Source organism: Enterobacter roggenkampii, assembly GCF_001729805.1.
Classification (GTDB): domain Bacteria; phylum Pseudomonadota; class Gammaproteobacteria; order Enterobacterales; family Enterobacteriaceae; genus Enterobacter; species Enterobacter roggenkampii.
The window spans coordinates 965714-988515 of sequence record NZ_CP017184.1; the positions used below are offsets into that span (position 1 = coordinate 965714).

Sequence of the window (22802 nt, forward strand, 5' to 3'; positions counted from 1 at the left end):
ACTGAAACGATCAGGATTTACTCAGCTTCTCTGATTTTTCCATGCATTTTGCCATTGCTTCAATGACGGCCGAGCGGAATCCGCGCTCCTCCAGCACCCGCACCGCTTCGATGGTGGTACCGCCCGGGGAGCAAACCATATCTTTCAGTTCACCCGGGTGTTTGCCGGTTTCCAGCACCATTTTGGCGGAGCCCATGACGGCCTGCGCGGCGAACTTATACGCCTGGGCGCGCGGCATTCCGCCAAGCACGGCGGCATCGGCCATCGCTTCCAGGAACATGAAGACATACGCAGGCGCAGAACCACTCACGCCCACCACCGGATGGATCATCGATTCGGCAATCACTTCCGCTTCGCCGAAGCAGCGGAAAATGTTCAGCACATCGGCTACGTCTTCCGGGGTCACCAGCGCGTTAGGCGTGACGGAGGTCATGCCGGCGTTAACCAGCGAGGGGGTATTGGGCATTGCGCGAACAATTTTGCGGTCATGGCCCAGCGCGCGCGCCAGCTGGTCAAGCGTCACGCCCGCGGCAATCGACACCACCAGCGTCTCTTTATTCAGGCTGGAGGTGATGTCGCTCAGCACTTTGATCATGATGTTCGGCTTGACGGCGCCAAAGACGATATCGGCGACCTGGGCCACTTCCTGCGCGCTTTCGGCGGCGTTAATCCCGTATTGATCGCGCAGCGCGGCGACCTTGTCCGGTGACGGGGTATAGACCCAAATCTGACCCGGCAGCACCTGCCCGCTGGCGATCAGGCCGCCCAGAATGGCTTTGCCCATGTTACCGCAGCCGATAAACCCGATTTTCTTGTCCATCACGATCCTCCGTCATTATGCGTTGTTTTCTCTGATTGATAGCTTAACAACGAAATGCAGGCGACAATAGTCGGCAGAGTCATTATGGGGAGACAATATGGCGATTTGGGTTGATGCGGACGCGTGTCCGAACGTGATTAAAGAGATTTTATTTCGCGCCGCCGAGCGCGTTCAGATGCCGCTGACGCTGGTGGCGAACCAGAACATTCGCGTGCCGCCTTCGCGCTTCATTCGTTCTTTGCGCGTGCCTGCCGGATTCGACGTGGCAGACAACGAAATTGTCCGCCTGTGCAGCGCGGAAGATCTGGTGATCACGGCGGACATTCCGCTGGCGGCCGACGTGCTGGAGAAAGGGGCGGCGGCGCTCAATCCGCGCGGAGAGCGATACTCGCCGTCGACCATCCGCGAGAAGCTTACGATGCGCGATTTTATGGATACCATGCGGGCCAGCGGCGTGCAGACCGGTGGGCCGGACAGCCTGTCACAGCGAGATCGCCAGCAGTTTGCTGCCGAGCTGGATAAATGGCTGCTGGAAGTGAAGCGCCGTACAGCGAAATGATAATTATTGTCAATGTGTGGTACAGTGTGGCCTCCACAGGGTTGTCATCCCGTACCGCTTTGCAGTAAAGTAATCGCAACATCTTCTGCAATTATTTCTTTACACTCTTCAGCCTTCCGGCATCAAGGGGAACACCTGGCTATGACCCAACCCATCTTTTTAGTTGGCCCCCGCGGCTGTGGGAAAACCACCGTTGGCCTGGAGCTGGCACGCGTGTGTCATCGCCAGTTTGTGGATACCGACCACTGGCTGCAAACCGAGGCCGGAAAAACCATCGCCGACATTGTTGAGCAGGAAGGCTGGGAGAGCTTTCGCGCACGCGAAACGGCCGCGCTGAAAGCGGTCACGACCCCGTCCGCGGTGATCGCCACCGGCGGTGGCATTGTTCTGGCGGAGTGTAATCGTCACTTTATGCGCGAAAAGGGGATTGTGATTTACCTCAGCGCGCCGGTGTCGGCCCTGGTTGGGCGTCTGGAAGCCTTTCCGGAAGAGGGGCAACGCCCTGCGCTGACCTCCAGGCCGCTGAACGAAGAGGTGAGTGAAGTGCTGGCCGAACGCGATGCGTTATACCGCGAAGCGGCTCACCACGTGGTGGATGCGTCCGCCTCTCCCGAAGACGTTGTGATTCAGATTATTACCGCCCTGCGTTTGGCGTGTGCCAGCTAAGCGGCGTCTATACTTATAGCTCAGACATAAAAAAAGGATGAGCTATGCCAACAAGACCTCCCTATCCGCGTGAAGCGCGCATTGTGACCGTTGAAAAAGGCCAGACAGGTCACACTGTGACCTGGTATCAACTGCGTGCCGATCACCCCAAACCCGACTCGCTGATCAGTGAACACGAGACGGAACAGGAAGCGCTGGATGCGAAGCGGCGCTATGAAGATCCCGACATAACCTGAGCGGTTTCCTAAACGCTCCAGGATCGTGCCTGAATCACACTTTTTACTCATCGTAAAAGTTAAGCAGGAGTTAATATTTAGTTAATACAAGTAACTCTGGTATCGGCAGGCGATCTTTACATTTCGGTGTCGGGATCACCTGCTACGCTTGGTGCTGTTTTGTTGAAAAAACGAACTGTGCAGCGTAGTGAGCCTGTACCTGTGTGCACGATGTTGGAGTAATGGAAGGCGATAAAGATGAAGGCAACGTTGGCGATCCTCACCATTGGTGTGGTCCCTGTAAGCGAAGTGTTACCGCTCTTAACCGAGCATGTATCTGAACAACAGATTACGCATCTCAGCCTGCTGGGCAAGATGAGTCGGGAAGAGGTCATGGAAGACTACGCTGTCGAGGCGGGGGAGGATCCCCTGGCGACGTTATTAAGTGACGGTAAACTGGCGCATGTTTCCCGCCAGAAGATCGAGCGCTCACTGCAGGGCGTAATAGAAGTGCTCGATAATCAGGGCTATGACGTTATTTTGCTGATGAGCACCGCCCCCATAAAGGGACTTACGGCGCGCAATGCGATTTTGCTGGAACCGATGCGCATCATTCCGCCGCTGGTGGCCTCCATCGTGGATGGTCATCAGGTGGGGGTGATTGTCCCCATCGAGGAGCTCATGGATAACCAGGAGGCAAAATGGCACGTGCTGGAAAAAGTGCCCTTGTACGCGCTGGCGAATCCGTTCTGGGACAGCGAGGCCAAACTCATTGCGGCCGGGAAGGAACTGCTGGAAAGAGGGGCCGATGTCCTGATTCTGGACTGCCTGGGGTTCCACCAGCATCATCGTGATTTACTGCAAAAAGCGCTGGATGTGCCGGTGCTGTTATCCAACGTTCTGATGGCTCGCCTGGCCTCGGAACTGCTCATGTAATGATTTTGCGTGACAGGTGATGAGCATGGCCCCTATAGTGAATTTTTATCTAAAAATATAAGGGCCAGTTCATGCTTCAGAGTAACGAATACTTTTCCGGTAAAGTGAAATCCATTGGTTTTACCAGCAGCAGCACTGGCCGCGCCAGCGTTGGCGTCATGGCGGAAGGGGAATACACCTTCGGCACGGCGGAAGCGGAAGAGATGACGGTCGTCAGCGGGGCGCTGAACGTCTTACTGCCGGGTGAAACGGAATGGAAAGTTTACGCAGCCGGACAGGTTTTCAACGTCCCTGGCCACAGTGAGTTCCATCTGCAGGTGGCAGAACCTACCTCTTATCTGTGCCGCTACCTGAAATAAAAAATTAGCCGGGTGGCGCTAACGCTTACCCGGCCTACGGTTTGCCCGTTATCTCTGCGCTTCGCCGCCGAGACCTTCCACCAGATTCTGAATCAACGCCGCCAGCTCGCCGGTCATCAGGATGAAGTCCGCGTCGAAACGCTGAGCGTAATCTTCCCTGTCGATATCTTCATTCTGATCGCGCAGCTCGTCGCAGAACTTCAGACGCTTCACGGAGCCGTCGTCGCACATCACAAACTGAATACGCTGCTGCCAGTCGAGCGCCAGCTTGGTGACCACTTTACCCGCTTCGATGTGGACGGCGATTTCATCGCTCACCAGATCCTGCTTCTTCGCGCGGATCACGCCGCCATCTTCCAGCAGGGCTTTCAGCTCGGCTTCATCAAGGATCTGGAAACCCTGAGCCGCAGCACCGCTGCGTACCCATTCGGTCAGCGTCAGCTCGATCGGCGTTTCCAGCGCCAGCGGAACGACCGGTAAAGATCCGATGCTTTTTCGCAGCAGGGCCAGCGTATCTTCTGCTTTCTTGGCGCTGGCGCAGTCCACCATGATCAGCCCGTTAACGGTGTCGATCCACATCATGGTCTGGCTGAAGCGGCTGAAGGCGCGCGGCAGCAGGGAGTGCAGTACTTCATCTTTCAGCGAATCTTTTTCGGTCTTTTTCAGCTTGCGGCCCTGTTCGGCTTCCAGCTTGAGAATTTTCGCTTCGAGTGCCTGCTTAACCACCGGCGTCGGCAGTATTTTCTCTTCTTTACGGGCGCAGACGATGATTTGACCCGTGCTGCTGGCGTGGGTCAGTGCATCGCTTTGTGAACCCATTGGCGGAACCCAACCGGTTTTCGCCATATCCTGGCTACCGCAAGGGGAAAAGGTATAAGCGGCTAACTGTTTTTCCATCTCTTCTGCACGCAGCGAAACGTCGCGGCTGAGACGGTAAACCATCAAATTTTTGAACCACAGCATGATAATTTCCACGGCCTTGTCGTTAAATCAGCGGGCATGATAACGAATTGTCGCATCGCTTGCATTGCTAATCGGGAAGCGTGCTTCTACTCTGTTGATAATCAAAATAATGAGGAGAGTCTTGTGCGTATTGGGATCGATTTGGGCGGCACCAAAACAGAAGTCATCGCACTGAGCGAGCAGGGGGAGCAGCTGTTTCGCCATCGTCTGCCAACGCCGCGCGATGATTATCACCAGACTATCGAGACGATTGCCAGGCTGGTCGAGATGGCCGAGCAGGCGACAGGGCAAACCGGCAGCGTCGGGATGGGGATACCGGGGTCGATCTCGCCGTATACCGGCGTGGTTAAAAATGCCAACTCCACCTGGCTCAACGGTCAGCCGTTTGATAAAGATTTAAGCGCGCGCCTGAAGCGGGAAGTGCGTCTGGCCAACGACGCCAACTGCCTGGCGGTCTCTGAGGCCATCGACGGCGCGGCGGCCGGTGCCCAGACCGTGTTTGCCGTGATCATCGGCACCGGCTGCGGTGCGGGCGTAGCGTTCGGCGGGCGCGCCCATACCGGCGGTAACGGCACCGCGGGCGAGTGGGGGCACAACCCGCTGCCGTGGATGGATGAAGACGAACTCAAATACCGCACCGAAGTGCCGTGCTACTGCGGAAAACAGGGCTGTATTGAGACCTTTATCTCCGGTACCGGTTTTGCAACCGATTACCACCGCCTGAGCGGCCAGCCGCTCAAGGGAAATGAGATCATGCGTCTGGTCGAAGCGCAGGATCCGGTGGCGGAGCTGGCCCTGAGCCGCTATGAAATGCGGCTGGCGAAATCCCTGGCGCACGTGGTGAATATTCTCGACCCAGACGTAATTGTGCTGGGCGGCGGCATGAGCAACGTCGACCGGCTGTACGCCACGGTGCCGAACCTGGTGAAGCAGTGGGTCTTCGGCGGCGAGTGTGAAACGCCGATCCGCAAAGCCGTCCACGGGGACTCCAGCGGCGTGCGCGGCGCGGCGTGGCTGTGGCCAGAATAAACGGCTCTGTAAGCCCGGTAAGCGAAGCGCCAGCGGGCGAATTCAGGCAGCCACAATAAAAAAGCCGGGTGGCGGCTACGCCTTACCCGGCCTACATGTGGAGTGGACCTTTACTGCACGGCAAATTCTTTATCCAGCTTGCTATACCCCAGCCCGTTAATTTTCTTCACTTTGATCTGCACCGGAATACGCTCTTTCATCGCCTCTACGTGGCTGATCACGCCAATGGTTTTCCCGGTGGCGTTCAGCGCGTCGAGCGCATCCAGCGCGGTATCCAGCGTCTCACTGTCGAGCGTGCCGAACCCTTCATCCAGGAACAGGGAATCGATCCGCGTTTTATGACTCACCAGATCGGAAAGCGCCAGCGCCAGCGCCAGGCTGACCAGGAAGCTCTCGCCGCCGGAGAGGGTACGGGTATCGCGGACCGCATCCGCCTGCCACGTATCCACCACTTCCAGCTCCAGCGCGTCGCTGGCCTTACGTTGCAATAAGTAACGTCCGTGCAGGCGGTTAAGCTGCTGGTTAGCAAGCCAGACAAGATTGTCCAGCGTCAGCCCCTGGGCGAACTTACGGAACTTGTCGCCGGTGCTGGAGCCGATCAGCGCGTTCAGATAACCCCAGTCATCCGCCTGGCGCGCGGCCTCTTCAATTTGCTGCATCAACGCCAGCTGGTGCTGCCGGTTATCGCTGTCCTGCTTAAGCTGCTGGCGGATCTCCCCCTGATGCGTGGTGTTCTCGCGCAGCTGTTGCGCCAGCTGCTGCAGCTGGCTTTGCAGCGTGGCGGCATCGGCGTCGAGCCCTTCCGGCCGCAGTGCCAGATGAGACTGCAGCTGCTGGTTCGCTTGCCCGGACAGCGCCGCGGCCTGCTGGATCTGGTTTTCCAGCGACTGTTTCAGCTGTTCAAGGTGGCGAATAGCATCGTCATCCAGCAGCGCGGCAAGAAACGCGTCCAGGTCGGCAAAGCAGCTCGCCGAGCGCGCCGCGGTGAACTGCGTCTGCGACTGCTGCAGGCGCTCTCGCTCCAGCGCTTCCTGCTGCTGTTGCGCGGTCAGCTGGCTTTGCAGCGACACGCACTCGTCGTGGATGGTGCGCCAGTTATCAGGAATAACCGGTTCGGCGTCTTCGCTGTTCGCTGCCGGAAGCGCGTCGAGCAGCGGCTTCAGGGCGTTTATGCGTTCCTGAAGCACGCCGTGCTGCGTTTGCTTCTCCTGCCACTGCGCGAATTCAGCTTCACGGGCCTGAAGCCAGGCGGCTTCCTGACCCTCTTCAGGTGCGTTAAGCGAGAGCGCGAGCAGGGCATGTTCCAGCGCCTGCCGCGTGGCCGCCAGCTGCTGCTGATACTGCCGCTCCTGCGCGTCCTGTTCGTTGAGCTGGTTCTGCAGGGTGAGACGCTGACTGAGCTGATAAAGCTGGCGCTCGTACTGTTCCTGTTCGTTCAGCCATGGCGCGATATCGTCCTGAATATTCAAGGTAATGTTCAGGGACGTGCAGGCTGCCACCCACTCTTTAGTGAGCGCTTGCTCTTCCTGAGAAAGCGTCTTCGCGTCGTCTGTCTCGCGCTGGATCTGCTGAGTCAGGGCATTGACCTGTCCCAGCACCAGCAGGCCTTCCTCTTTAAGGGCGACGACCTCTTTTTCCAGGGCATCACGGCGGCGCTGGTTATCCGTCAGCTCAAGCGACTGATATTGCTCAACGGCGGGATGTTCGCAGGAACCGCACAGCGGGCAGGGTTTACCCGCCTCAAGCTGCGAACGGTAATGCTCCAGCTTCTTGATTGTTGCTTCGGTTTCGCACAGGGCTTTCAGGTCGAGATAGTGCTGGTTTTTTTCTTTGTACTGCTGGCGGCGCAGCGTCAGCGTTTCATTGAGTTTATTTTGTTCGGCCTGCGCCTTCTGAACGCTTTCACCGCTCTGGCGCAGGCGCTTTTGCAGCGGCTGATAGCGGGCATGCAGCGACGTCAGCTGCTGGCGCAGCGTGCGGGACCTGGACTGCTGCTCCATGGCCGCACTGACCTCATCCGCCGTCAGCGTCAGCGCGTTTTCCGGCATCGCAGCCAGCCTGTTGCGTAATTCACCTATCCGCGCAGCAAGCGAGGCTAACTGCGTTTTATCACGGTTAAGCTGAGAGAACTGGGCGCGCCAGCCTGCAATCTCCTGGCCCAGCAGACGATAACGTTCGTGCTCCGTCAGCCACTGCGCCAGCGCCGTCAGTTCGGCCTGTAGCTGCTCGTGGTTACGCAGAGCGGTATTGCGAATACGTGAACGCAGCGCGGTTCTGGCTTGTAAGCGAGTATTTACTTCGATAATTCGCTGCTGCGTTTGTGCCAGACGCGCGGTTTGCTCCTGCTGATGCTCCCAGAGCGGGCGAAGCTGGGCGGCGGGCAGAGCGAGCTGGAGCTTTGCCAGCTCAGGCGCAGCGTCCGTCAGCGCCTGTTGCGCCTGCTGCTGCATTGCGGCGACGCGCTGTTGCTCGTGCGCAAGCTCATCATGGCGCGTAAGCCACTGAAAATGTTTCTGTTGGTTTTGCTGCTGTTCCAGCAGGGTTTTCTCTGCGTCAGTAAGTGACTGCAAACTTTGCTGTAACTGCTGCTGTTGTTCTTCGCTCAACAGCACGACGCCCGCCGCCTGCGCCTCGCACTTTTCAAGCACGCTGCGGGCCGCTTTGTGTTTCTCAAACACCATGGCGGAAATCTGACCGTAGATTTCGGTGCCGGTCAGCTCTTCCAGCAGCTCGGCGCGATCGCTCGGCTTGGCATTAAGGAAGGCGGCAAACTGCCCCTGAGAGAGCAGCATCGAGCGGGTAAAGCGCCCGTAGTCCAGCCCGGTGAGCGCGGCGGTTTGCTCCAGCTTATCCGTCACTTTGTCGGCCAGAATTTTGCCATCTTCGCAGCGCGCCAGCTCCACGCGCGGCGCCTGCAGGTTACCGTCCGGCTGGTTGCGCGCCCGGTTCTGGCTCCAGAAGGCGCGATAGGCGGTGCCTTTTACCTCGAACTCCACTTCCGCCAGACATTCGGCGGTGTCGCGGGTCATCAGGTCATTTTGCGCCTGGGAGACTTTATTCAGGCGCGGCGTTTCGTGATAAAGCGCCAGACAGATGGCGTCGAGCAGGGTGGTTTTACCTGCCCCGGTTGCGCCGGTGATGGCAAACAGCCCGTTGCTGGCAAACGGCTCAGCGGTAAAGTCAATTTTCCACTCGCCCTTGAGGGAGTTGAGATTTTTCAGGCGCAGGCTCAGAATTTTCATGCGTTTTCTTCCTCATCATTGAGCGCATGCAGGGTATGGCTGAACAGTTCGCTGAGCCTTGCGCGCTTCGCATCGTCAATCTCCTCCTGTGAGAGCCTGCGTTCAAATACCTCTTCGACCCCCAGTTCACTGAGCGTTTCGCGTTGAGCGCTTAGCAGAATTTTCTCGCGCTGCTCGCGGCTGCGGCGCACCAGCAAGACCTCTACCGGCAGGTCTTCGGTCAGCGCCTGGATTTTCCGCTGCATATCGTGCAGGTAGTCGTCGGTGGTGATTTCGATGTCCAGCCAGATGGGGGGATCTTGCTCGACGCCGCGCCACTGCTCCAGCTGGGCGGTGATGGCATCGAGATCGCCTTTCAGCACCGCCAGTGGCTGGGTAACGGGCACCTCCAGCGTGTCGACGGCGCTGAGTTTTCCGTCGGAGAAGGTCACCAGATGTACGGATTTGGCTTTGCCCGTTTCGTCAAAGCTGAGCGAAAGGGGCGAGCCGCAGTAGCGGATGTGCTCGCAGCCGCCGACGATCTGCGCCCGGTGGATGTGTCCGAGCGCAATGTAGTCGGCTGGCGGGAAGTGCTGCGCCGGAAAGGCATCCAGCGTGCCGATATAGATGTCACGCACGGCGTCACTTTTACTGGCCCCGACGGTGGTGAGGTGCCCGGTCGCAATCACCGGAATCGGCTGGTCACCGCGCAGGGCACAGGCTTCGGCGTGCTGCTGGCGGTAATAGTCGGCGATCGCCTGTAACAAATGCTGCTGCTTTTCCGCGCCCGACAGCCCCGCCTGGCTTTGCACGATGTCGCGCGGACGCAAAAAGGGAATCGGACACAGTACCGCCCCGGGCGACCCGTCGCGCTTTTTCAGGATCTGCGGGGCGTGCCCGGCGCTGGCGACGACGGTGGTATTGAGAAACGCCAGGATGTCGCGGGATTCGTTAAGCGTCGCGACGGAATCATGGTTGCCGGCGACAATCACCAGATGACAGCCGGTTTGCTGCAGATTCACCACGAAGCGGTTGTACAGCTCACGCGCATAGCTCGGCGGCGAGCCGGTATCAAAAATATCTCCCGCCACGATAATCGCGTCCACCTCATGCGTCCGGGCCGTTTCCAGCAGCCAGTTCAGGAACGCTTCATGTTCAGCCGCACGGCTTTTGCTGTAAAAATTTTGACCCAGATGCCAGTCCGAGGTGTGAAGTATGCGCATAGCTGATCCGTGGCAAAAAAGAGAAAGCAGGATTATAAACGTTCAGAGAAGGGAAAATAACCGCTGTAATAAAACAACAGTTTGCCATTTATAGTGGTACTGTTTTTCATAAATCTGTCATAAATCTGACGCATAATGGCGCCGAATTACAAACTTGTAACGTAAATAAGATAAGACAGGGCAAAGTATGGCGAGACGTATTCTGGTCGTAGAAGATGAAGCTCCAATTCGTGAAATGGTGTGCTTCGTGCTCGAGCAAAACGGCTTCCAGCCGGTTGAAGCGGAAGATTATGACAGCGCAGTGAACCAGCTGAATGAACCCTGGCCCGATCTGATTCTGCTGGACTGGATGCTGCCCGGCGGCTCCGGACTGCAGTTTATCAAACACCTGAAGCGTGAAGCGCTGACCCGCGACATCCCGGTTGTGATGCTTACGGCGCGCGGAGAAGAAGAGGATCGTGTGCGCGGTCTGGAGACCGGCGCGGACGATTACATTACCAAACCGTTCTCCCCCAAAGAGCTGGTGGCCCGCATTAAAGCCGTGATGCGCCGTATTTCGCCGATGGCGGTGGAAGAGGTGATTGAGATGCAGGGGCTGAGCCTTGATCCGACTTCTCACCGCGTGATGACCGGTGAAAATCCCCTCGACATGGGGCCTACCGAATTTAAACTTCTGCACTTCTTTATGACCCACCCGGAACGCGTGTACAGCCGCGAGCAGTTGCTGAATAACGTCTGGGGAACTAACGTGTATGTCGAAGACCGGACGGTTGACGTACATATCCGCCGCCTGCGAAAAGCGCTGGAACTGAGCGGCCACGATCGCATGGTGCAGACGGTCCGCGGCACGGGTTATCGTTTTTCTACCCGTTTCTGAACAATGACAGGAGTGTGACGCGTGCTGGAACGTCTGTCATGGAAAAGGCTCGTCTTTGAACTGATCTTATGCTGTATTCCGGCCTTCATTCTGGGGGCCTTTCTTGGACATCTGCCGTGGTTTCTGCTGGCGTCGGTCACCGGGCTGCTGATCTGGCATTTCTGGAACCTGCTGCGCCTCTCCTGGTGGCTGTGGGTTGACCGAAGCATGACGCCGCCGCCCGGAAGCGGCAGCTGGGAGCCGCTGCTGTACGGTCTGCACCAGATGCAGATGCGAAATAAAAAGCGCCGCCGCGAGCTGGGAAGCCTGATTAAGCGTTTTCGCAGCGGTGCGGAGTCGCTACCGGATGCGGTCATTCTGACCACCGAAGAAGGGACGATCTTCTGGTGTAACGGCCTGGCGCAGCAGCTGCTGGGCCTGCGCTGGCCGGACGATAATGGCCAGAATATCCTCAACCTTCTGCGTTATCCCGAGTTTACGCTGTACCTGAAAAAGCGTGATTTTACCCGTCCGCACAATCTCAAGCTCAATAACGGTCGCCATCTGGAGATCCGCGTGATGCCCTACAGCGATAAGCAGTGGCTGATGGTGGCGCGCGATGTCACCCAGATGCACCAGCTGGAAGGGGCGCGCCGCAACTTCTTCGCCAACGTCAGTCACGAATTGCGTACCCCGCTGACCGTGCTTCAAGGCTACCTGGAGATGATGCAGGAGCAAACGCTGGAAGGTGCGCCGCGTGAAAAAGCGCTGCACACCATGCGCGAGCAAACGCACCGGATGGAAGGCCTGGTGAAGCAGCTGCTGACGCTCTCGAAGATTGAAGCGGCACCCACGCTCGCGCTGAATGACACCATCGATGTGCCGATGATGCTGCGGGTCGTGGAGCGTGAAGCGCAGACGTTAAGCCACAAAAAGCATCACCTGACCTTTGAGGTCGACAACACGCTTAAGGTGCTGGGCAGCGAAGATGAACTGCGTAGCGCTATCTCAAACCTGGTGTATAACGCGGTAAACCATACGCCGGAAGGAACGGAGATCGTGGTGCGCTGGCAGCATATCCCAACGGGGGCCGAGTTTAGCGTGGAGGACAACGGGCCGGGGATCGCGCCGGAGCATATTCCGCGTCTGACCGAGCGCTTCTATCGCGTGGATAAAGCGCGATCGCGGCAGACGGGCGGAAGCGGCCTGGGGCTGGCGATTGTGAAACACGCGGTGAATCACCATGAAAGCCGTCTCGATATTCAGAGTACCCTGGGTAAAGGAACCCGCTTCAGCTTCGTGATCCCGGAACGATTAATTGCCAAAAAGATCGCCTGACGGCAGGTGTGTCATTTTACCTTTCCACGGGTCAGCCATCGCTGGCCCGTTTGCTTTGCAGTCAAGCGAAACGCGTGTGAATTTTATACGGCTGGCTGTTTTTTGTTCGCATGATTAGCCATGGGTTTTTCTTATAATTAGCGTATTGTGCTGGAGTGTATTTTCATGCTGGCATATTGTTCTGGTTTTACGATCCCACCTTGCCTTTAAACGTTATAAGCGTTTAAATTGCCCCCCAGATACTGTCAGACCGACTGTATTTGCGTGGTAAATCGAAAAACTATTCTTCTCCACGCCAGGACGGGAGCATATCCCGCTAAAATTGAGCAAATTTTCGGCTGTATCGTCCCGTCAGGGGCAGCGAAAATCTCAATGTTTTCAACACCACATCCACAGGCAGTAAGGTTTTATGACCCATCACTTAAAATCGCGTGACATCATCGCGCTGGGCTTTATGACATTTGCGCTGTTCGTTGGCGCAGGCAACATCATTTTCCCTCCAATGGTTGGCTTACAGGCGGGTGAACACGTCTGGACCGCCGCGTTTGGTTTCCTGATTACTGCCGTGGGTCTGCCGGTGCTGACCGTCATCGCGCTGGCGAAAGTCGGCGGCGGTGTGGATAGCCTCAGCACCCCGATTGGCAAAGTGGCGGGCGTTCTGCTGGCAACCGTATGCTATCTGGCCGTGGGTCCGCTGTTTGCCACCCCGCGTACCGCGACCGTTTCCTTTGAAGTGGGTATTGCTCCGCTGACCGGTGACGGCGCGATGCCGCTGTTCATCTACAGCCTGATCTACTTCGCTATCGTGATTCTGGTTTCCCTCTATCCGGGCAAGCTGCTGGATACCGTGGGTAACTTCCTGGCTCCGCTGAAAATTGTGGCGCTGATTGTTCTGGCGGTGGCGGCTATCGTCTGGCCTGCAGGCCCGATTAGCGACGCGATGGACGCCTATAAAAACGCCGCGTTCTCTAACGGCTTTGTGAACGGCTACCTGACGATGGATACGCTGGGCGCGATGGTGTTTGGTATCGTTATCGTTAACGCCGCGCGTTCCCGCGGTGTGACCGAAGCGCGTCTGCTGACCCGCTACACCATCTGGGCTGGCCTGATGGCCGGTGTAGGCCTGACGCTGCTGTATCTGGCTCTGTTCCGCCTGGGCTCCGATAGCGCGATGCTGGTCGACCAGAACGCCAACGGTGCGGCTATCCTGCACGCCTATGTCCAGCACACCTTCGGTGGTGCAGGCAGTATGCTGCTGGCGGCGCTCATCTTCCTGGCCTGCCTGGTTACCGCGGTTGGCCTGACCTGCGCCTGTGCTGAGTTCTTTGCGCAGTACCTGCCGCTCTCTTACCGCACCCTGGTGTTTATCCTTGGTATCTTCTCCATGGCGGTATCCAACCTCGGTCTGAGCCACCTGATTCAGGTCTCTATTCCGGTACTGACGGCGATCTATCCGCCGTGCATCGTGCTGGTGGTGCTGAGCTTCACCCGCCCGTGGTGGAACAACTCCTCACGAATTATTGCGCCAGCCATGTTTATCAGCCTGATTTTTGGTATCCTTGACGGGATTAAAGCATCAGCGTTCGCTGAAATTCTGCCAGCCTGGACACAGCGTCTGCCGCTGTCCGAGCAGGGTCTGGCCTGGCTGATGCCTACCGTTGTTGCACTGGTTCTGGCGGTTATCTGGGATCGTGCTGCAGGGCGTCAGGTCGCATCGAACGCCCATTAATCAACGGCAACAAACTGTTTAACCACGGGGCTTAAGGCCCCGTGGTTTTTTGTTTTTTTCGTGTTGAATGGCAAGATTTAAATGGAAAGCACTAACAAACTTAAACGTGGATTGAGCACGCGCCACATCCGCTTTATGGCGCTGGGCTCTGCTATTGGCACCGGTCTTTTTTATGGCTCGGCAGATGCCATCAAAATGGCCGGTCCAAGCGTGCTGCTGGCGTACATCATCGGCGGCGTGGCGGCGTATATCATCATGCGCGCCCTCGGCGAAATGTCGGTTCATAACCCCTCCGCCAGCTCCTTCTCGCGCTACGCGCAGGAAAACCTCGGCCCGCTGGCCGGGTTTATCACCGGCTGGACCTACTGCTTCGAAATCCTGATCGTGGCAATAGCCGACGTGACGGCGTTTGGCATCTATATGGGCGTCTGGTTCCCGGCGGTGCCGCACTGGATTTGGGTGCTGAGCGTGGTGCTGATCATTTGCGCCGTCAACCTGATGAGCGTGAAGGTGTTCGGCGAGCTGGAGTTCTGGTTCTCCTTCTTCAAGGTCGCCACCATTATCATCATGATTGTGGCCGGTTTCGGGATCATCATCTGGGGGATTGGCAACGGCGGGCAGCCGACCGGGATCCATAACCTCTGGAGCAACGGTGGCTTCTTCAGCAACGGCTGGCTCGGCATGGTGATGTCGCTGCAGATGGTGATGTTCGCCTACGGCGGTATCGAGATTATCGGTATTACTGCTGGGGAAGCGAAAGACCCGGAGAAATCCATTCCGCGCGCCATCAACTCGGTGCCGATGCGTATTCTGGTGTTTTATGTGGGTACGCTGTTCGTGATCATGTCCATTTACCCGTGGAATCAGGTGGGTACCAACGGTAGCCCGTTTGTCCTGACCTTCCAGCATATGGGCATTGCCTTTGCGGCTAGCATTCTGAACTTTGTGGTGCTGACCGCGTCGCTTTCGGCGATCAACAGTGACGTCTTTGGCGTGGGGCGTATGCTGCACGGCATGGCGGAGCAGGGCAGCGCGCCGAAGGTGTTCGCCAAAACCTCACGCCGCGGCACGCCGTGGGTGACCGTTGTGGTGATGACCGTGGCGCTGCTGTTCTCGGTTTATCTGAACTACATCATGCCGGAGAACGTCTTCCTGGTGATTGCATCCCTGGCGACCTTCGCGACGGTGTGGGTGTGGATCATGATCCTGCTGTCGCAGATTGCCTTCCGCCGTCGCCTGTCGCCGGATGAGGCGAAAGCGCTGAAGTTCAAAGTACCGGGCGGCGTTGCGACGACCGTTGTCGGGCTGATCTTCCTGGTGTTTATAATTGGCCTGATTGGCTACCATCCGGACACCCGCATTTCGCTCTACGTGGGCTGCGCGTGGATCGTGCTGCTGCTGGTGGGCTGGGTGTTCAAATGCCGCCGCGACCGTCAGCTGGCGGAAGCGCAGTAAGGTAAAAATGCCGGGTGGCGCTGCGCTTACCCGGCCTACACTCCCTTTTCCCCCCCAAAAAACTCCTCCCCCGTCCTCCTCCCCCAATAAATCCCATCATGGTGAGCTATCCTTAACCACCCTGTGGCAAGGTGACGTCAATTTCATCAGAGGGGATTCGTGATGTTAAACGCCTGGCACCTTCCGGTTGCCCCATTTGTTAAGCAAAACAAAGACAACCTTGTGATTACGCTCTGGCTGGCGGGGGAAAACCAGCCCGATCGCGTGACGCTCCGCGCCGAAATCGATAACGAAGAGACCGGGTTGAAAATGCACAAGCTGCGCAGCCAGCCGCAGCCGGGGATCACCGCCTGGCGGGCGAATATCGATCTGAACAGCGGACAGCCGCGCCGCCGCTACAGCTTTAAGCTTTTGTGGAACAACCGCCAGCTGTGGTTTACCCCGCAGGGGTTTAGCCGTTTCCCGCCTGCACGGCTGGAGCAGTTTGCGGTCGATTATCCGGATAACGGCCCGCAGTGGGTTAACGATCAGGTCTTTTACCAGATTTTCCCGGACCGTTTTGCGCGCAGCGAAAAGCGCACTGCCGACCAGGATAAGGTCTACTACCACCATGCCGCGGGTCATGACATTATCCTGAAAGCGTGGGATGAGCCGCTGACCGCGCAGGCGGGCGGCTCGACCTTCTACGGCGGCGATCTCGACGGTATCAGCGAAAAGCTGCCGTACCTGAAAAAACTGGGCGTGACGGCGCTGTACCTCAACCCGGTGTTTAAAGCCCCGAGCGTACACAAATACGATACCGAAGATTATCGCCACGTTGATGAGCAGTTTGGCGGCGACGAGGCGCTGCTGCGCTTGCGTAAGAATACGCAAAAAGAGGGGATGCGCCTGATCCTGGACGGCGTGTTCAACCACAGCGGCGATTCGCATGCGTGGTTTGATCGGCATAACCAGTCGATGGGCGGGGCATGTCATAACCCTGATTCGCCGCAGCGCGACTGGTACAGCTTTAACGAGGAGGGCCGCGCGCTGGACTGGCTGGGCTACCCGAGCCTGCCGAAGCTGGATTTCCAGTCGCCAACGCTCGTTAATGAAATCTACGGCGGCGAAGACAGCATCGTCCGACACTGGCTGAAGGCGCCGTGGAATATGGACGGCTGGCGTCTTGACGTGGTGCATATGCTCGGCGAAGCGGGCGGGGCGCGGAACAATCTTCAGCACGTCGCCGGCATAACGCGCTCGGCAAAAGCCGCACAGCCGGAAGCGTTCGTTTTTGGCGAGCACTTTGGTGACGCGCGCCAGTGGCTGCAGAATGATGCGGAAGATGCGGCGATGAACTATCGCGGCTTTACCTTCCCGCTGTGGGGATTCCTCGCCAACACCGATATCTCCTACGATCCAAATCATATCGACGCGGAAACCTGCATGGCATGGATGGAGAACTACCGCGCCGGGCTGTCGCATCAGCAGCAACTGCGGATGTTTAACCAGCTCGATAGCCACGATACCGCGCGTTTTAAATCCCTGCTGGGCAAGGATGTCGCGCGTCTGCCGCTGGCGGTGACCTGGCTCTTCACCTGGCCGGGCGTGCCGTGCATCTACTACGGAGACGAGGTGGGGCTGGACGGCAACAACGATCCGTTCTGCCGCAAAACCTTCCCGTGGGCACCAGAGAAACAGGACAAAGTGCTGTTCAGCCTCTATCAGCGGCTGGCGAAGCTGCGTAAGCAGAGTCTTGCCCTGCGCTACGGCGGCTGCCAGGCGGTATACGCTCATGATAACGTCGTGGTCTTTGCCCGCGTTTATAACCAGCAGCGCGTGCTGGTGGCGATTAACCGGGGCGAGGCCTGCGAAGTGGTGCTGGATGATTCACCGCTGCTGAATGTCGCTGCGTGGAAGAGTAAAGAGGGCAAGGCGACAATACAGGACGGCGTGCTGGCGCTGCCTGCAATATCCGCGACGATCTGGTTCGGCAGCTAATACGCTATTGTTTCCACCTTTTAAGATGGCGCAAGTGCAACGATTTGTGTCAATCTTAACAGATCGTTTACGGTGAAGGTGGAAACATGGACGAGCTTTACATCCTTGGCTGTTTATTCCTGGTTTTTGCGCTGCTGGTTGCGCCCGTGCTTGCGGTTATCGGGTTTAATCGCAGTACGGCGGCGCAGCAGGAGATCGCTCGGCTGCGCCAGCGCATAGAGGCGCTTGAGCAGCGCGGCGTGCCTGAGAACGCGTCGGAACCGGTGCAGACCGCCGCGCCGGAGGCAATTACCGCGCCAGTGGTGGAGGACGCTCTCGCGCCTGTCGACCCCTGGCGACCCGATATTCCCGCAGCGGTGGCAGAACCCGCTTCTTCTCAGGCCCCGACCCCTGCGGCAAAACAGCCTTCAGCCTTTGGCGGCATCCTGACGTCGCTGGCGCGCTGGTTCATGCAGGGCAATCCGCTGGCGAAGCTGGGCATTCTGCTGCTCTTCCTCGGCCTCTCTTTCCTGCTGCGCTATACCGTCGAACATTCCCTGTTCCCGCTTGAGCTGCGCCTCGTGGCAGCGGCGCTGTTTGCCGTTGTTCTGCTGGCGATTGGGTGGCGGCTGCGGCACAGGCAGCGGGTCTATGCGCTGATCCTCCAGGGCGGGGCGACCGGCGTGCTCTACCTGACGGTGTTTGGCGCCTTCCGGCTCTGGCAAATGCTGCCGATGACGCTGGCTTTTGCGCTGCTGGTGGTGATCTGCGCGGCGAGCGTCGGGCTGGCGGTGCTGCAGAAGGCCCTGAGCCTTGCCATGCTGGCGAGCCTCGGCGGGTATCTTGCGCCACTGCTGTTGTCTACCGGGGGCGGCAGCTTTGTCGCGCTGTTCTCTTTCTATCTCCTGCTGTCCATCGGCATTCTTGCTATCAGCATCTGGCAGCACTGGCGCGAGCTGAACCTGCTCGGGCTGCTGTTCACGTTCGGCGTGGGCGGCCTGTGGGGGCTGAGTGATTACCAGCCTGAAGACTATTGGATCTGCCAGCTGTTCCTGATTGCCAATACGCTGATCTTCGGCGTGCTGAGCGTGGCGCTGTCGCTGCGGGCGCAGGAGAAAGGGAAGCAGATCGTTGACGGCGTGCTGCTGTTTGCCCCGCCGCTGATCGGCTTCGGGATGCAGTACGGCATGACCCGACACTGGGAATATGGCCCGGCGCTGAGCGCGCTGGGATACGGCGCATTTTATCTCACCCTCGCGTACCTCGCGCTGCGGCGCTATCCCTCCCTCGGACGGCCGCTGGTCATGGCAGCGCTGGCGATCGGCGGCGGGTTTGCCACGCTCGCCATTCCGCTGGCGCTGTCGGCGCGCTGGACGGCAATGGCCTGGGCGCTGGAGGGGCTGGGTATCCTCTGGCTGGGCGTGCAGCAGCACCAGCGGCGCATGAGCTATAGCGGGACGGCGCTGCTGGTGCTGGCCCTCGGCAGCGCGCTGTGGGCGCAAACGGACGGCGTTACGTCGCTGAGCCTGCTCCTTATCTTCGCCATCCTCAGCCTTTGCTGGCTGGCAGCGGCCTGGCTGTGGCGGACTTTTTTTCTGCCGGTCAGCTGGGCGCTGCTGGCAGGCGGGCTGCTGTTCTGGCTGGTAGCGCAGCTGGGTGCGTCGCAGCTTGTACTTACGAAAGAATTACCGGTTCTGGCGGGCGTGCTGGCGCTGACGGCGGCGTCGGTCTGGGGCTGGCGGCAGGTGGCCGCTCGTCTGGCGTGGCGAGAGCTGGACGCCAGCAAATGGCTGCTGTGGCCGGTTATGCTGCTGATGGTGGGGTATCAGATCTGGCATCAGCAGATCGTTGCCGCCGGCTGGTCAAACCTGGCCTGGTGCGTTGCGCTTCCTGCCGCGCTGATGCTGCTGCGGCGCGATGGTGAAAGGGTTCTGCCGCGTATCGCGATGGGGCTACACCTGTCGCTGTGCTGGATGATTTTACTGGCGCTGGCCGCCGAGCTTTACTGGTTTGCCCGGTCTCTGCCGTGGGGCATGGCTGCCTGGGGCAGCGGATTAGCGATGGCCGCAGGCGGCGGGGTGATTATGGCGCTCTCTGCTGCGGTACGGCGTCGCGCGTGGCCGTTCCGGGAATGGCCTGCGCTCTATGCGTGTCTGGCACCGATCCCTGCCGTCGTGGCGCTGCTGGTATTGCTGGTGGTGACCAATTTCCAGGACGGCGTGGTCTATCGTCAAACCTGGCTCCCGCTGGTAAACCCGCTTGAGGAAGGCGCAGCGTTCGCGTTGCTGGGGCTGGTGGTCTTTTATCGGGCGGTGGACCGCTACTACCCGGCATTGCTTGCGCAAGCGCGTCCGTGGCCTGCCGTCGCGCTCATGGCGTTTGGCTTCTGGTGGCTGAACGGTGCGCTGATGCGCGCCCTGGCCTGGTACGGCGACGTGGCCTGGAATATGGCATCGCTGTGGGATTCGCGGCTTATCCAGACCAGCTTTGCCCTGTTCTGGATGCTGAGTGCGCTGGTGGTCATGATCCATGCCACCCGTCGGGCTTCCCGGCAGGAGTGGCTCTGTGGGGCCGCGCTGCTGGGTGTGGTGATGGTTAAACTGATGCTGGTGGACAGCGCGGGCGGAGGCGGTCTGTCGCGCGCGGTGGCGTTTATCGGCGTGGCGATACTGGTGCTGATCGTGGGCTATTTCTCGCCGCTACCGCCAAAAACAGGAGATGAAAAATGAAATGGATGAAAGCGGTAGCGTGTACCGCGCTGCTGGCGCTTTCCGGCCCGGCGTTCTGCGACGAAGTACCAACGGAATCGCCACGGGACTACGCCTTTGGTCGTTCACTCGACACGTCCGTTCCTTCCCGGTGGTATCGAGTGATGCTGCCGCTTGCCGTCTATGAGCAGAGCACATCCGCGGATCTGCATGATGTTCGCGTCTTTAACCAGTCGGGTGAGCCGGTTCCCTTTAGCCTGATCGCCGCGACGCGCCCGCAGGCCACAGCGCAATCCACGGCGCTGCGCCTCTTTCCGCTGGATGCCTCGCCGCTCGCGGCTGCCTCAGACGCCGGTGACAGCGATAAGATCCGGCTCCGTTCCCGAAACGGCGTTGAGATTGTGCTGGAGGGGCAAAAAGCCGCCGCAGCCGGGCAACATTACCTGCTGAGCTTGCCGGAGCAGACGTCGGGTGAGCTGGCCATATCCCAGCTGCAGCTGCTCTGGAATACCCCGCAGACGCCGTGGCAGGGAACGGCGTCGGTCTATTACAGCGAGGATCTTAAGCGCTGGTATACCCTTCGCGAAGATATGCCGCTGCTGGACGTCGCCAGCGGCCAGGATCGCCTTAAGCTCGATCGGATCGATACCGACACGGTTTTATCTCCCGAGGCGAATCGCTATCTCATGGTGGTGCTGAATACGCAGAGCCAGGGGGTAACGTTGACCGGCGTAAACGCAATTAGCGCACCTGCGCAGGCGGCCCCGGAAGAGATCAATCTTGAGGGGGAAGGAGAGCAGCTATCGACAAGCGAAGCGCAGTGGCGCTGGACGCGTCCGCAGCCGCTGAGCGCTGTCAGCATCTCGCTGAACGGTGATGGCGTCCTTCCCGTGGAGATCGCCTGGCGGCGTACGGAAAAAGACACATGGCATCCCCTGAAAAAAGAGGTGATTTACCGCCTGGAGGGGAAAACATCCGGACCGGTTTCGCTTAACGGGGACCTGGTGCAGGCCGTGAAAATCACGACGCTGAATGCGCGTCTGCCAGAATACCTGCCGAGCGTTACGGGGCATCGCGACCGCTATGACCTGGTGTTCAACGCGCAGGGTAAAGCGCCGTACGTGCTCGCCTGGGGCAACGGCGCCGCAAAGCCTGCACAGGTGGAACCTGACATGCTGATCCCAGCCGATCTGCGCAAGACCTATGATATGGCGAACCTGCCGCAGGCCGATATTCTGGATGATGTCGCGTTGGGCGGTGAGGGGCGGCTAAACGCCACCTCTGCAGGCGAGCGGGCGAGCTGGATGAACGCCCTGCTGGTGTGGGGCGTGCTGATCGCGGGCGTAATCCTGCTGGCGGGCATGGCCTGGCGCATCTGGCGGGAAACGCAGCGCAAGGCATAAAAAAAGGCCCGCATAAGCGGGCCTTTCTCGTAAACCGTGCCGATTACAGGCTGGATACGTTTTCAGACAGGTATTTAGCTACGCCGTCTGGGGAAGCAGCCATACCTTCTTTACCTTTTTCCCACTGAGCCGGGCACACTTCGCCGTGCTCTTCGTGGAACTGCAGCGCGTCAACCATGCGCAGCATTTCGTCGATGTTACGACCCAGCGGCAGATCGTTCACAACCTGGTGACGAACGATGCCGTTTGCGTCGATCAGGAAGGAACCGCGCAGCGCAACGCCAGCGTCCGGATGTTCGATACCGTAAGCCTGCTGGATTTCGCGTTTGATGTCCGCAACCATTGCGTATTTCACCGCACCGATGCCGCCTTTGTCGACAGGGGTGTTACGCCATGCGTTGTGTACAAACTCAGAGTCGAAGGAGACGCCAACCACTTCCACGCCACGCTTCTGGAATTCTTCATAACGTTTGTCGAACGCGATCAGCTCAGACGGGCAAACGAAAGTGAAGTCCATTGGCCAGAAGAACAGAACGGTCGCTTTACCGTTGGTGTGCTGTTTGAAGTTGAAGTTTTCAACGATTTCACCGTTGCCCAGAACTGCTGCAGCTGTAAAATCTGGAGCCGGACGAGTTACCAGAACCATATGATTCTCCTGTAGATACTAAGGTTATTTGGAACGCAACGCGAGCCAGTATAGAGAGTGTTCATGGATAAGACAAAGAGGTGGTGACAATCGTTCCGCCAGCTTTTACCTATCAATACGAATTCTGTCAGAGCTGTTTGTTTTTCGCCTGCGCCATCATGCGCGGGTAAAACTGCCAGAAGCGGGTCTCCAGCGCATCGTAATGTTCATCCAGGTCATACCAGGAATCCCGCAGCGCATCCAGGCGCGGGCGACGGCTCGCCATCCCATTCAACACGTTCTGAATGAAATCCATCTCGCGATAGCGCTCCAGCCAGCGCTCTGACCACAGGTAGTTATTCAGATTGACAAAGCGCGGCGGCGAGTCGGGCAGAATGATCGACACCTGCTGATGGGCATAACGCACAAATTCCGGCAGGGGTAGCTCCGGCGAGAGCTGTGCCCAGTGGCGCGACAGGAAATGGTCCCACATCACATCAAGCGTGATCGGTGCGACGCGGCGCGTTTCCGGCCGAAACCACGCTTTGGCTTCCGTCACTTCCGGCAGCTTATCCGTCAGCACGTCGATGCGGCGGTGCATAAAAATCCCGTCGACAACCTCAGGGGCGTACGCTTCCGCGGGGTTGCCGCGTACGAAATCGGCCAGCAAATTGCCGGACAGGGAGCTGTCAGCGAGGTGAGCGAGATGCAGGTGAGCGAGAAAATTCATGCGTTTTA

Annotated in this window: 19 protein-coding genes; 13 read left to right on the forward strand and 6 right to left on the reverse strand. The window is 58.6% G+C overall.

The window, feature by feature from the left end; translation table 11 throughout:
- Positions 1–10: 10 nt before the first annotated feature.
- Positions 11–820: a pyrroline-5-carboxylate reductase gene (gene proC, locus BFV67_RS04440; RefSeq protein ID WP_021241675.1), complete on the reverse strand. Its 810-nt coding sequence runs from the start codon at positions 818–820 to the stop codon at positions 11–13.
- Between the two features lie 97 nt (positions 821–917).
- Between proC and BFV67_RS04445 the strand changes: the two genes are divergently transcribed.
- The 5 genes from BFV67_RS04445 (at position 918) to ppnP (ending at position 3555) form a co-directional block, all read left to right on the forward strand.
- Positions 918–1379, forward strand: coding sequence for a YaiI/YqxD family protein (locus BFV67_RS04445; protein ID WP_021241674.1), 462 nt, complete (start codon positions 918–920; stop codon positions 1377–1379).
- 141 nt (positions 1380–1520) lie between these two features.
- The gene (aroL, locus tag BFV67_RS04450) at positions 1521–2045 is read left to right on the forward strand and encodes a shikimate kinase AroL (protein ID WP_008503273.1); all 525 of its coding nucleotides are present in this window, start codon (positions 1521–1523) and stop codon (positions 2043–2045) included.
- A gap of 44 nt (positions 2046–2089) precedes the next feature.
- Positions 2090–2281 carry a protein YaiA gene (gene yaiA / locus BFV67_RS04455; protein WP_008503272.1) on the forward strand — a complete coding sequence of 64 codons (192 nt, stop codon included), beginning with the start codon at positions 2090–2092 and terminating at the stop codon, positions 2279–2281.
- Positions 2282–2518: 237 nt separating this feature from the next.
- Entirely contained in the window at positions 2519–3196 is a 678-nt protein-coding gene (locus BFV67_RS04460) for an AroM family protein (RefSeq protein WP_008503271.1), read from the forward strand.
- Positions 3197–3267: 71 nt separating this feature from the next.
- Positions 3268–3555, forward strand: coding sequence for a pyrimidine/purine nucleoside phosphorylase (gene ppnP, locus BFV67_RS04465; RefSeq protein ID WP_008503270.1), 288 nt, complete (start codon positions 3268–3270; stop codon positions 3553–3555).
- Positions 3556–3603: 48 nt separating this feature from the next.
- On the opposite strand, the gene rdgC is transcribed toward ppnP, so the two are convergent.
- Entirely contained in the window at positions 3604–4518 is a 915-nt protein-coding gene (gene rdgC / locus BFV67_RS04470; protein WP_008503269.1) for a recombination-associated protein RdgC, read from the reverse strand.
- Positions 4519–4641: 123 nt separating this feature from the next.
- Here rdgC and mak point away from each other — a divergent pair, with 123 nt between their 5' ends.
- Entirely contained in the window at positions 4642–5547 is a 906-nt protein-coding gene (gene mak, locus BFV67_RS04475) for a fructokinase (RefSeq protein ID WP_059363687.1), read from the forward strand.
- A gap of 110 nt (positions 5548–5657) precedes the next feature.
- Here the strand turns inward: mak and sbcC are convergent, their stop codons facing one another.
- Both sbcC and sbcD read right to left on the reverse strand, forming a co-directional pair.
- On the reverse strand, positions 5658–8789 hold the full coding sequence (sbcC, locus tag BFV67_RS04480) for an exonuclease subunit SbcC (protein ID WP_069597924.1): 3132 nt from the start codon (positions 8787–8789) through the stop codon (positions 5658–5660).
- Entirely contained in the window at positions 8786–9991 is a 1206-nt protein-coding gene (gene sbcD / locus BFV67_RS04485) for an exonuclease subunit SbcD (RefSeq protein WP_045371761.1), read from the reverse strand. Before sbcD ends, sbcC begins: the two co-directional genes overlap by 4 nt.
- 187 nt (positions 9992–10178) lie before the next feature.
- Here sbcD and phoB point away from each other — a divergent pair, with 187 nt between their 5' ends.
- The 7 genes from phoB (at position 10179) to BFV67_RS04520 (ending at position 21439) form a co-directional block, all read left to right on the forward strand.
- Positions 10179–10868: a phosphate response regulator transcription factor PhoB gene (gene phoB, locus BFV67_RS04490; protein ID WP_008503265.1), complete on the forward strand. Its 690-nt coding sequence runs from the start codon at positions 10179–10181 to the stop codon at positions 10866–10868.
- 21 nt (positions 10869–10889) lie between these two features.
- Positions 10890–12185, forward strand: coding sequence for a phosphate regulon sensor histidine kinase PhoR (phoR, locus tag BFV67_RS04495; protein ID WP_045371764.1), 1296 nt, complete (start codon positions 10890–10892; stop codon positions 12183–12185).
- Positions 12186–12594: 409 nt separating this feature from the next.
- Entirely contained in the window at positions 12595–13914 is a 1320-nt protein-coding gene (gene brnQ, locus BFV67_RS04500) for a branched-chain amino acid transporter carrier protein BrnQ (protein ID WP_008503262.1), read from the forward strand.
- Between the two features lie 81 nt (positions 13915–13995).
- The gene (gene proY, locus BFV67_RS04505) at positions 13996–15369 is read left to right on the forward strand and encodes a proline-specific permease ProY (RefSeq protein ID WP_008503261.1); all 1374 of its coding nucleotides are present in this window, start codon (positions 13996–13998) and stop codon (positions 15367–15369) included.
- A 162-nt stretch (positions 15370–15531) separates the two neighbouring features.
- Positions 15532–17349, forward strand: coding sequence for a maltodextrin glucosidase (gene malZ / locus BFV67_RS04510; RefSeq protein WP_069597925.1), 1818 nt, complete (start codon positions 15532–15534; stop codon positions 17347–17349).
- Between the two features lie 86 nt (positions 17350–17435).
- Complete coding sequence (locus BFV67_RS04515) at positions 17436–20057, forward strand: DUF2339 domain-containing protein (protein ID WP_069597926.1); 2622 nt, start codon at positions 17436–17438, stop codon at positions 20055–20057.
- Positions 20054–21439, forward strand: a complete 1386-nt coding sequence (locus BFV67_RS04520) for a DUF3999 domain-containing protein (protein ID WP_069597927.1) — start codon at positions 20054–20056, stop codon at positions 21437–21439. Before BFV67_RS04515 ends, BFV67_RS04520 begins: the two co-directional genes overlap by 4 nt.
- A 43-nt stretch (positions 21440–21482) precedes the next feature.
- Here BFV67_RS04520 and BFV67_RS04525 read toward each other — a convergent pair whose 3' ends face one another.
- Together BFV67_RS04525 and acpH are read right to left on the reverse strand one after the other, a co-directional pair.
- On the reverse strand, positions 21483–22085 hold the full coding sequence (locus BFV67_RS04525) for a peroxiredoxin (protein ID WP_008503347.1): 603 nt from the start codon (positions 22083–22085) through the stop codon (positions 21483–21485).
- A gap of 127 nt (positions 22086–22212) precedes the next feature.
- Positions 22213–22794 (reverse strand): ACP phosphodiesterase, encoded by a 582-nt coding sequence (gene acpH / locus BFV67_RS04530; protein WP_021241667.1) that lies wholly within the window; start codon positions 22792–22794, stop codon positions 22213–22215.
- Positions 22795–22802: the final 8 nt, after the last annotated feature.

Coding starts and splice junctions, on each gene's coding strand:
- ppnP (WP_008503270.1), top strand. CDS start 3,268: ATGCTTCAGAGTAACGAATACTTTTCCGGTAAAGTGAAATCCATTGGT.
- BFV67_RS04460 (WP_008503271.1), top strand. CDS start 2,519: ATGAAGGCAACGTTGGCGATCCTCACCATTGGTGTGGTCCCTGTAAGC.
- malZ (WP_069597925.1), top strand. CDS start 15,532: ATGTTAAACGCCTGGCACCTTCCGGTTGCCCCATTTGTTAAGCAAAAC.
- yaiA (WP_008503272.1), top strand. CDS start 2,090: ATGCCAACAAGACCTCCCTATCCGCGTGAAGCGCGCATTGTGACCGTT.
- aroL (WP_008503273.1), top strand. CDS start 1,521: ATGACCCAACCCATCTTTTTAGTTGGCCCCCGCGGCTGTGGGAAAACC.
- brnQ (WP_008503262.1), top strand. CDS start 12,595: ATGACCCATCACTTAAAATCGCGTGACATCATCGCGCTGGGCTTTATG.
- phoB (WP_008503265.1), top strand. CDS start 10,179: ATGGCGAGACGTATTCTGGTCGTAGAAGATGAAGCTCCAATTCGTGAA.
- proY (WP_008503261.1), top strand. CDS start 13,996: ATGGAAAGCACTAACAAACTTAAACGTGGATTGAGCACGCGCCACATC.
- BFV67_RS04525 (WP_008503347.1), bottom strand. CDS start 22,085: ATGGTTCTGGTAACTCGTCCGGCTCCAGATTTTACAGCTGCAGCAGTT.
- BFV67_RS04445 (WP_021241674.1), top strand. CDS start 918: ATGGCGATTTGGGTTGATGCGGACGCGTGTCCGAACGTGATTAAAGAG.
- acpH (WP_021241667.1), bottom strand. CDS start 22,794: ATGAATTTTCTCGCTCACCTGCATCTCGCTCACCTCGCTGACAGCTCC.
- proC (WP_021241675.1), bottom strand. CDS start 820: ATGGACAAGAAAATCGGGTTTATCGGCTGCGGTAACATGGGCAAAGCC.
- sbcC (WP_069597924.1), bottom strand. CDS start 8,789: ATGAAAATTCTGAGCCTGCGCCTGAAAAATCTCAACTCCCTCAAGGGC.
- sbcD (WP_045371761.1), bottom strand. CDS start 9,991: ATGCGCATACTTCACACCTCGGACTGGCATCTGGGTCAAAATTTTTAC.
- BFV67_RS04520 (WP_069597927.1), top strand. CDS start 20,054: ATGAAATGGATGAAAGCGGTAGCGTGTACCGCGCTGCTGGCGCTTTCC.
- BFV67_RS04515 (WP_069597926.1), top strand. CDS start 17,436: ATGGACGAGCTTTACATCCTTGGCTGTTTATTCCTGGTTTTTGCGCTG.
- rdgC (WP_008503269.1), bottom strand. CDS start 4,518: ATGCTGTGGTTCAAAAATTTGATGGTTTACCGTCTCAGCCGCGACGTT.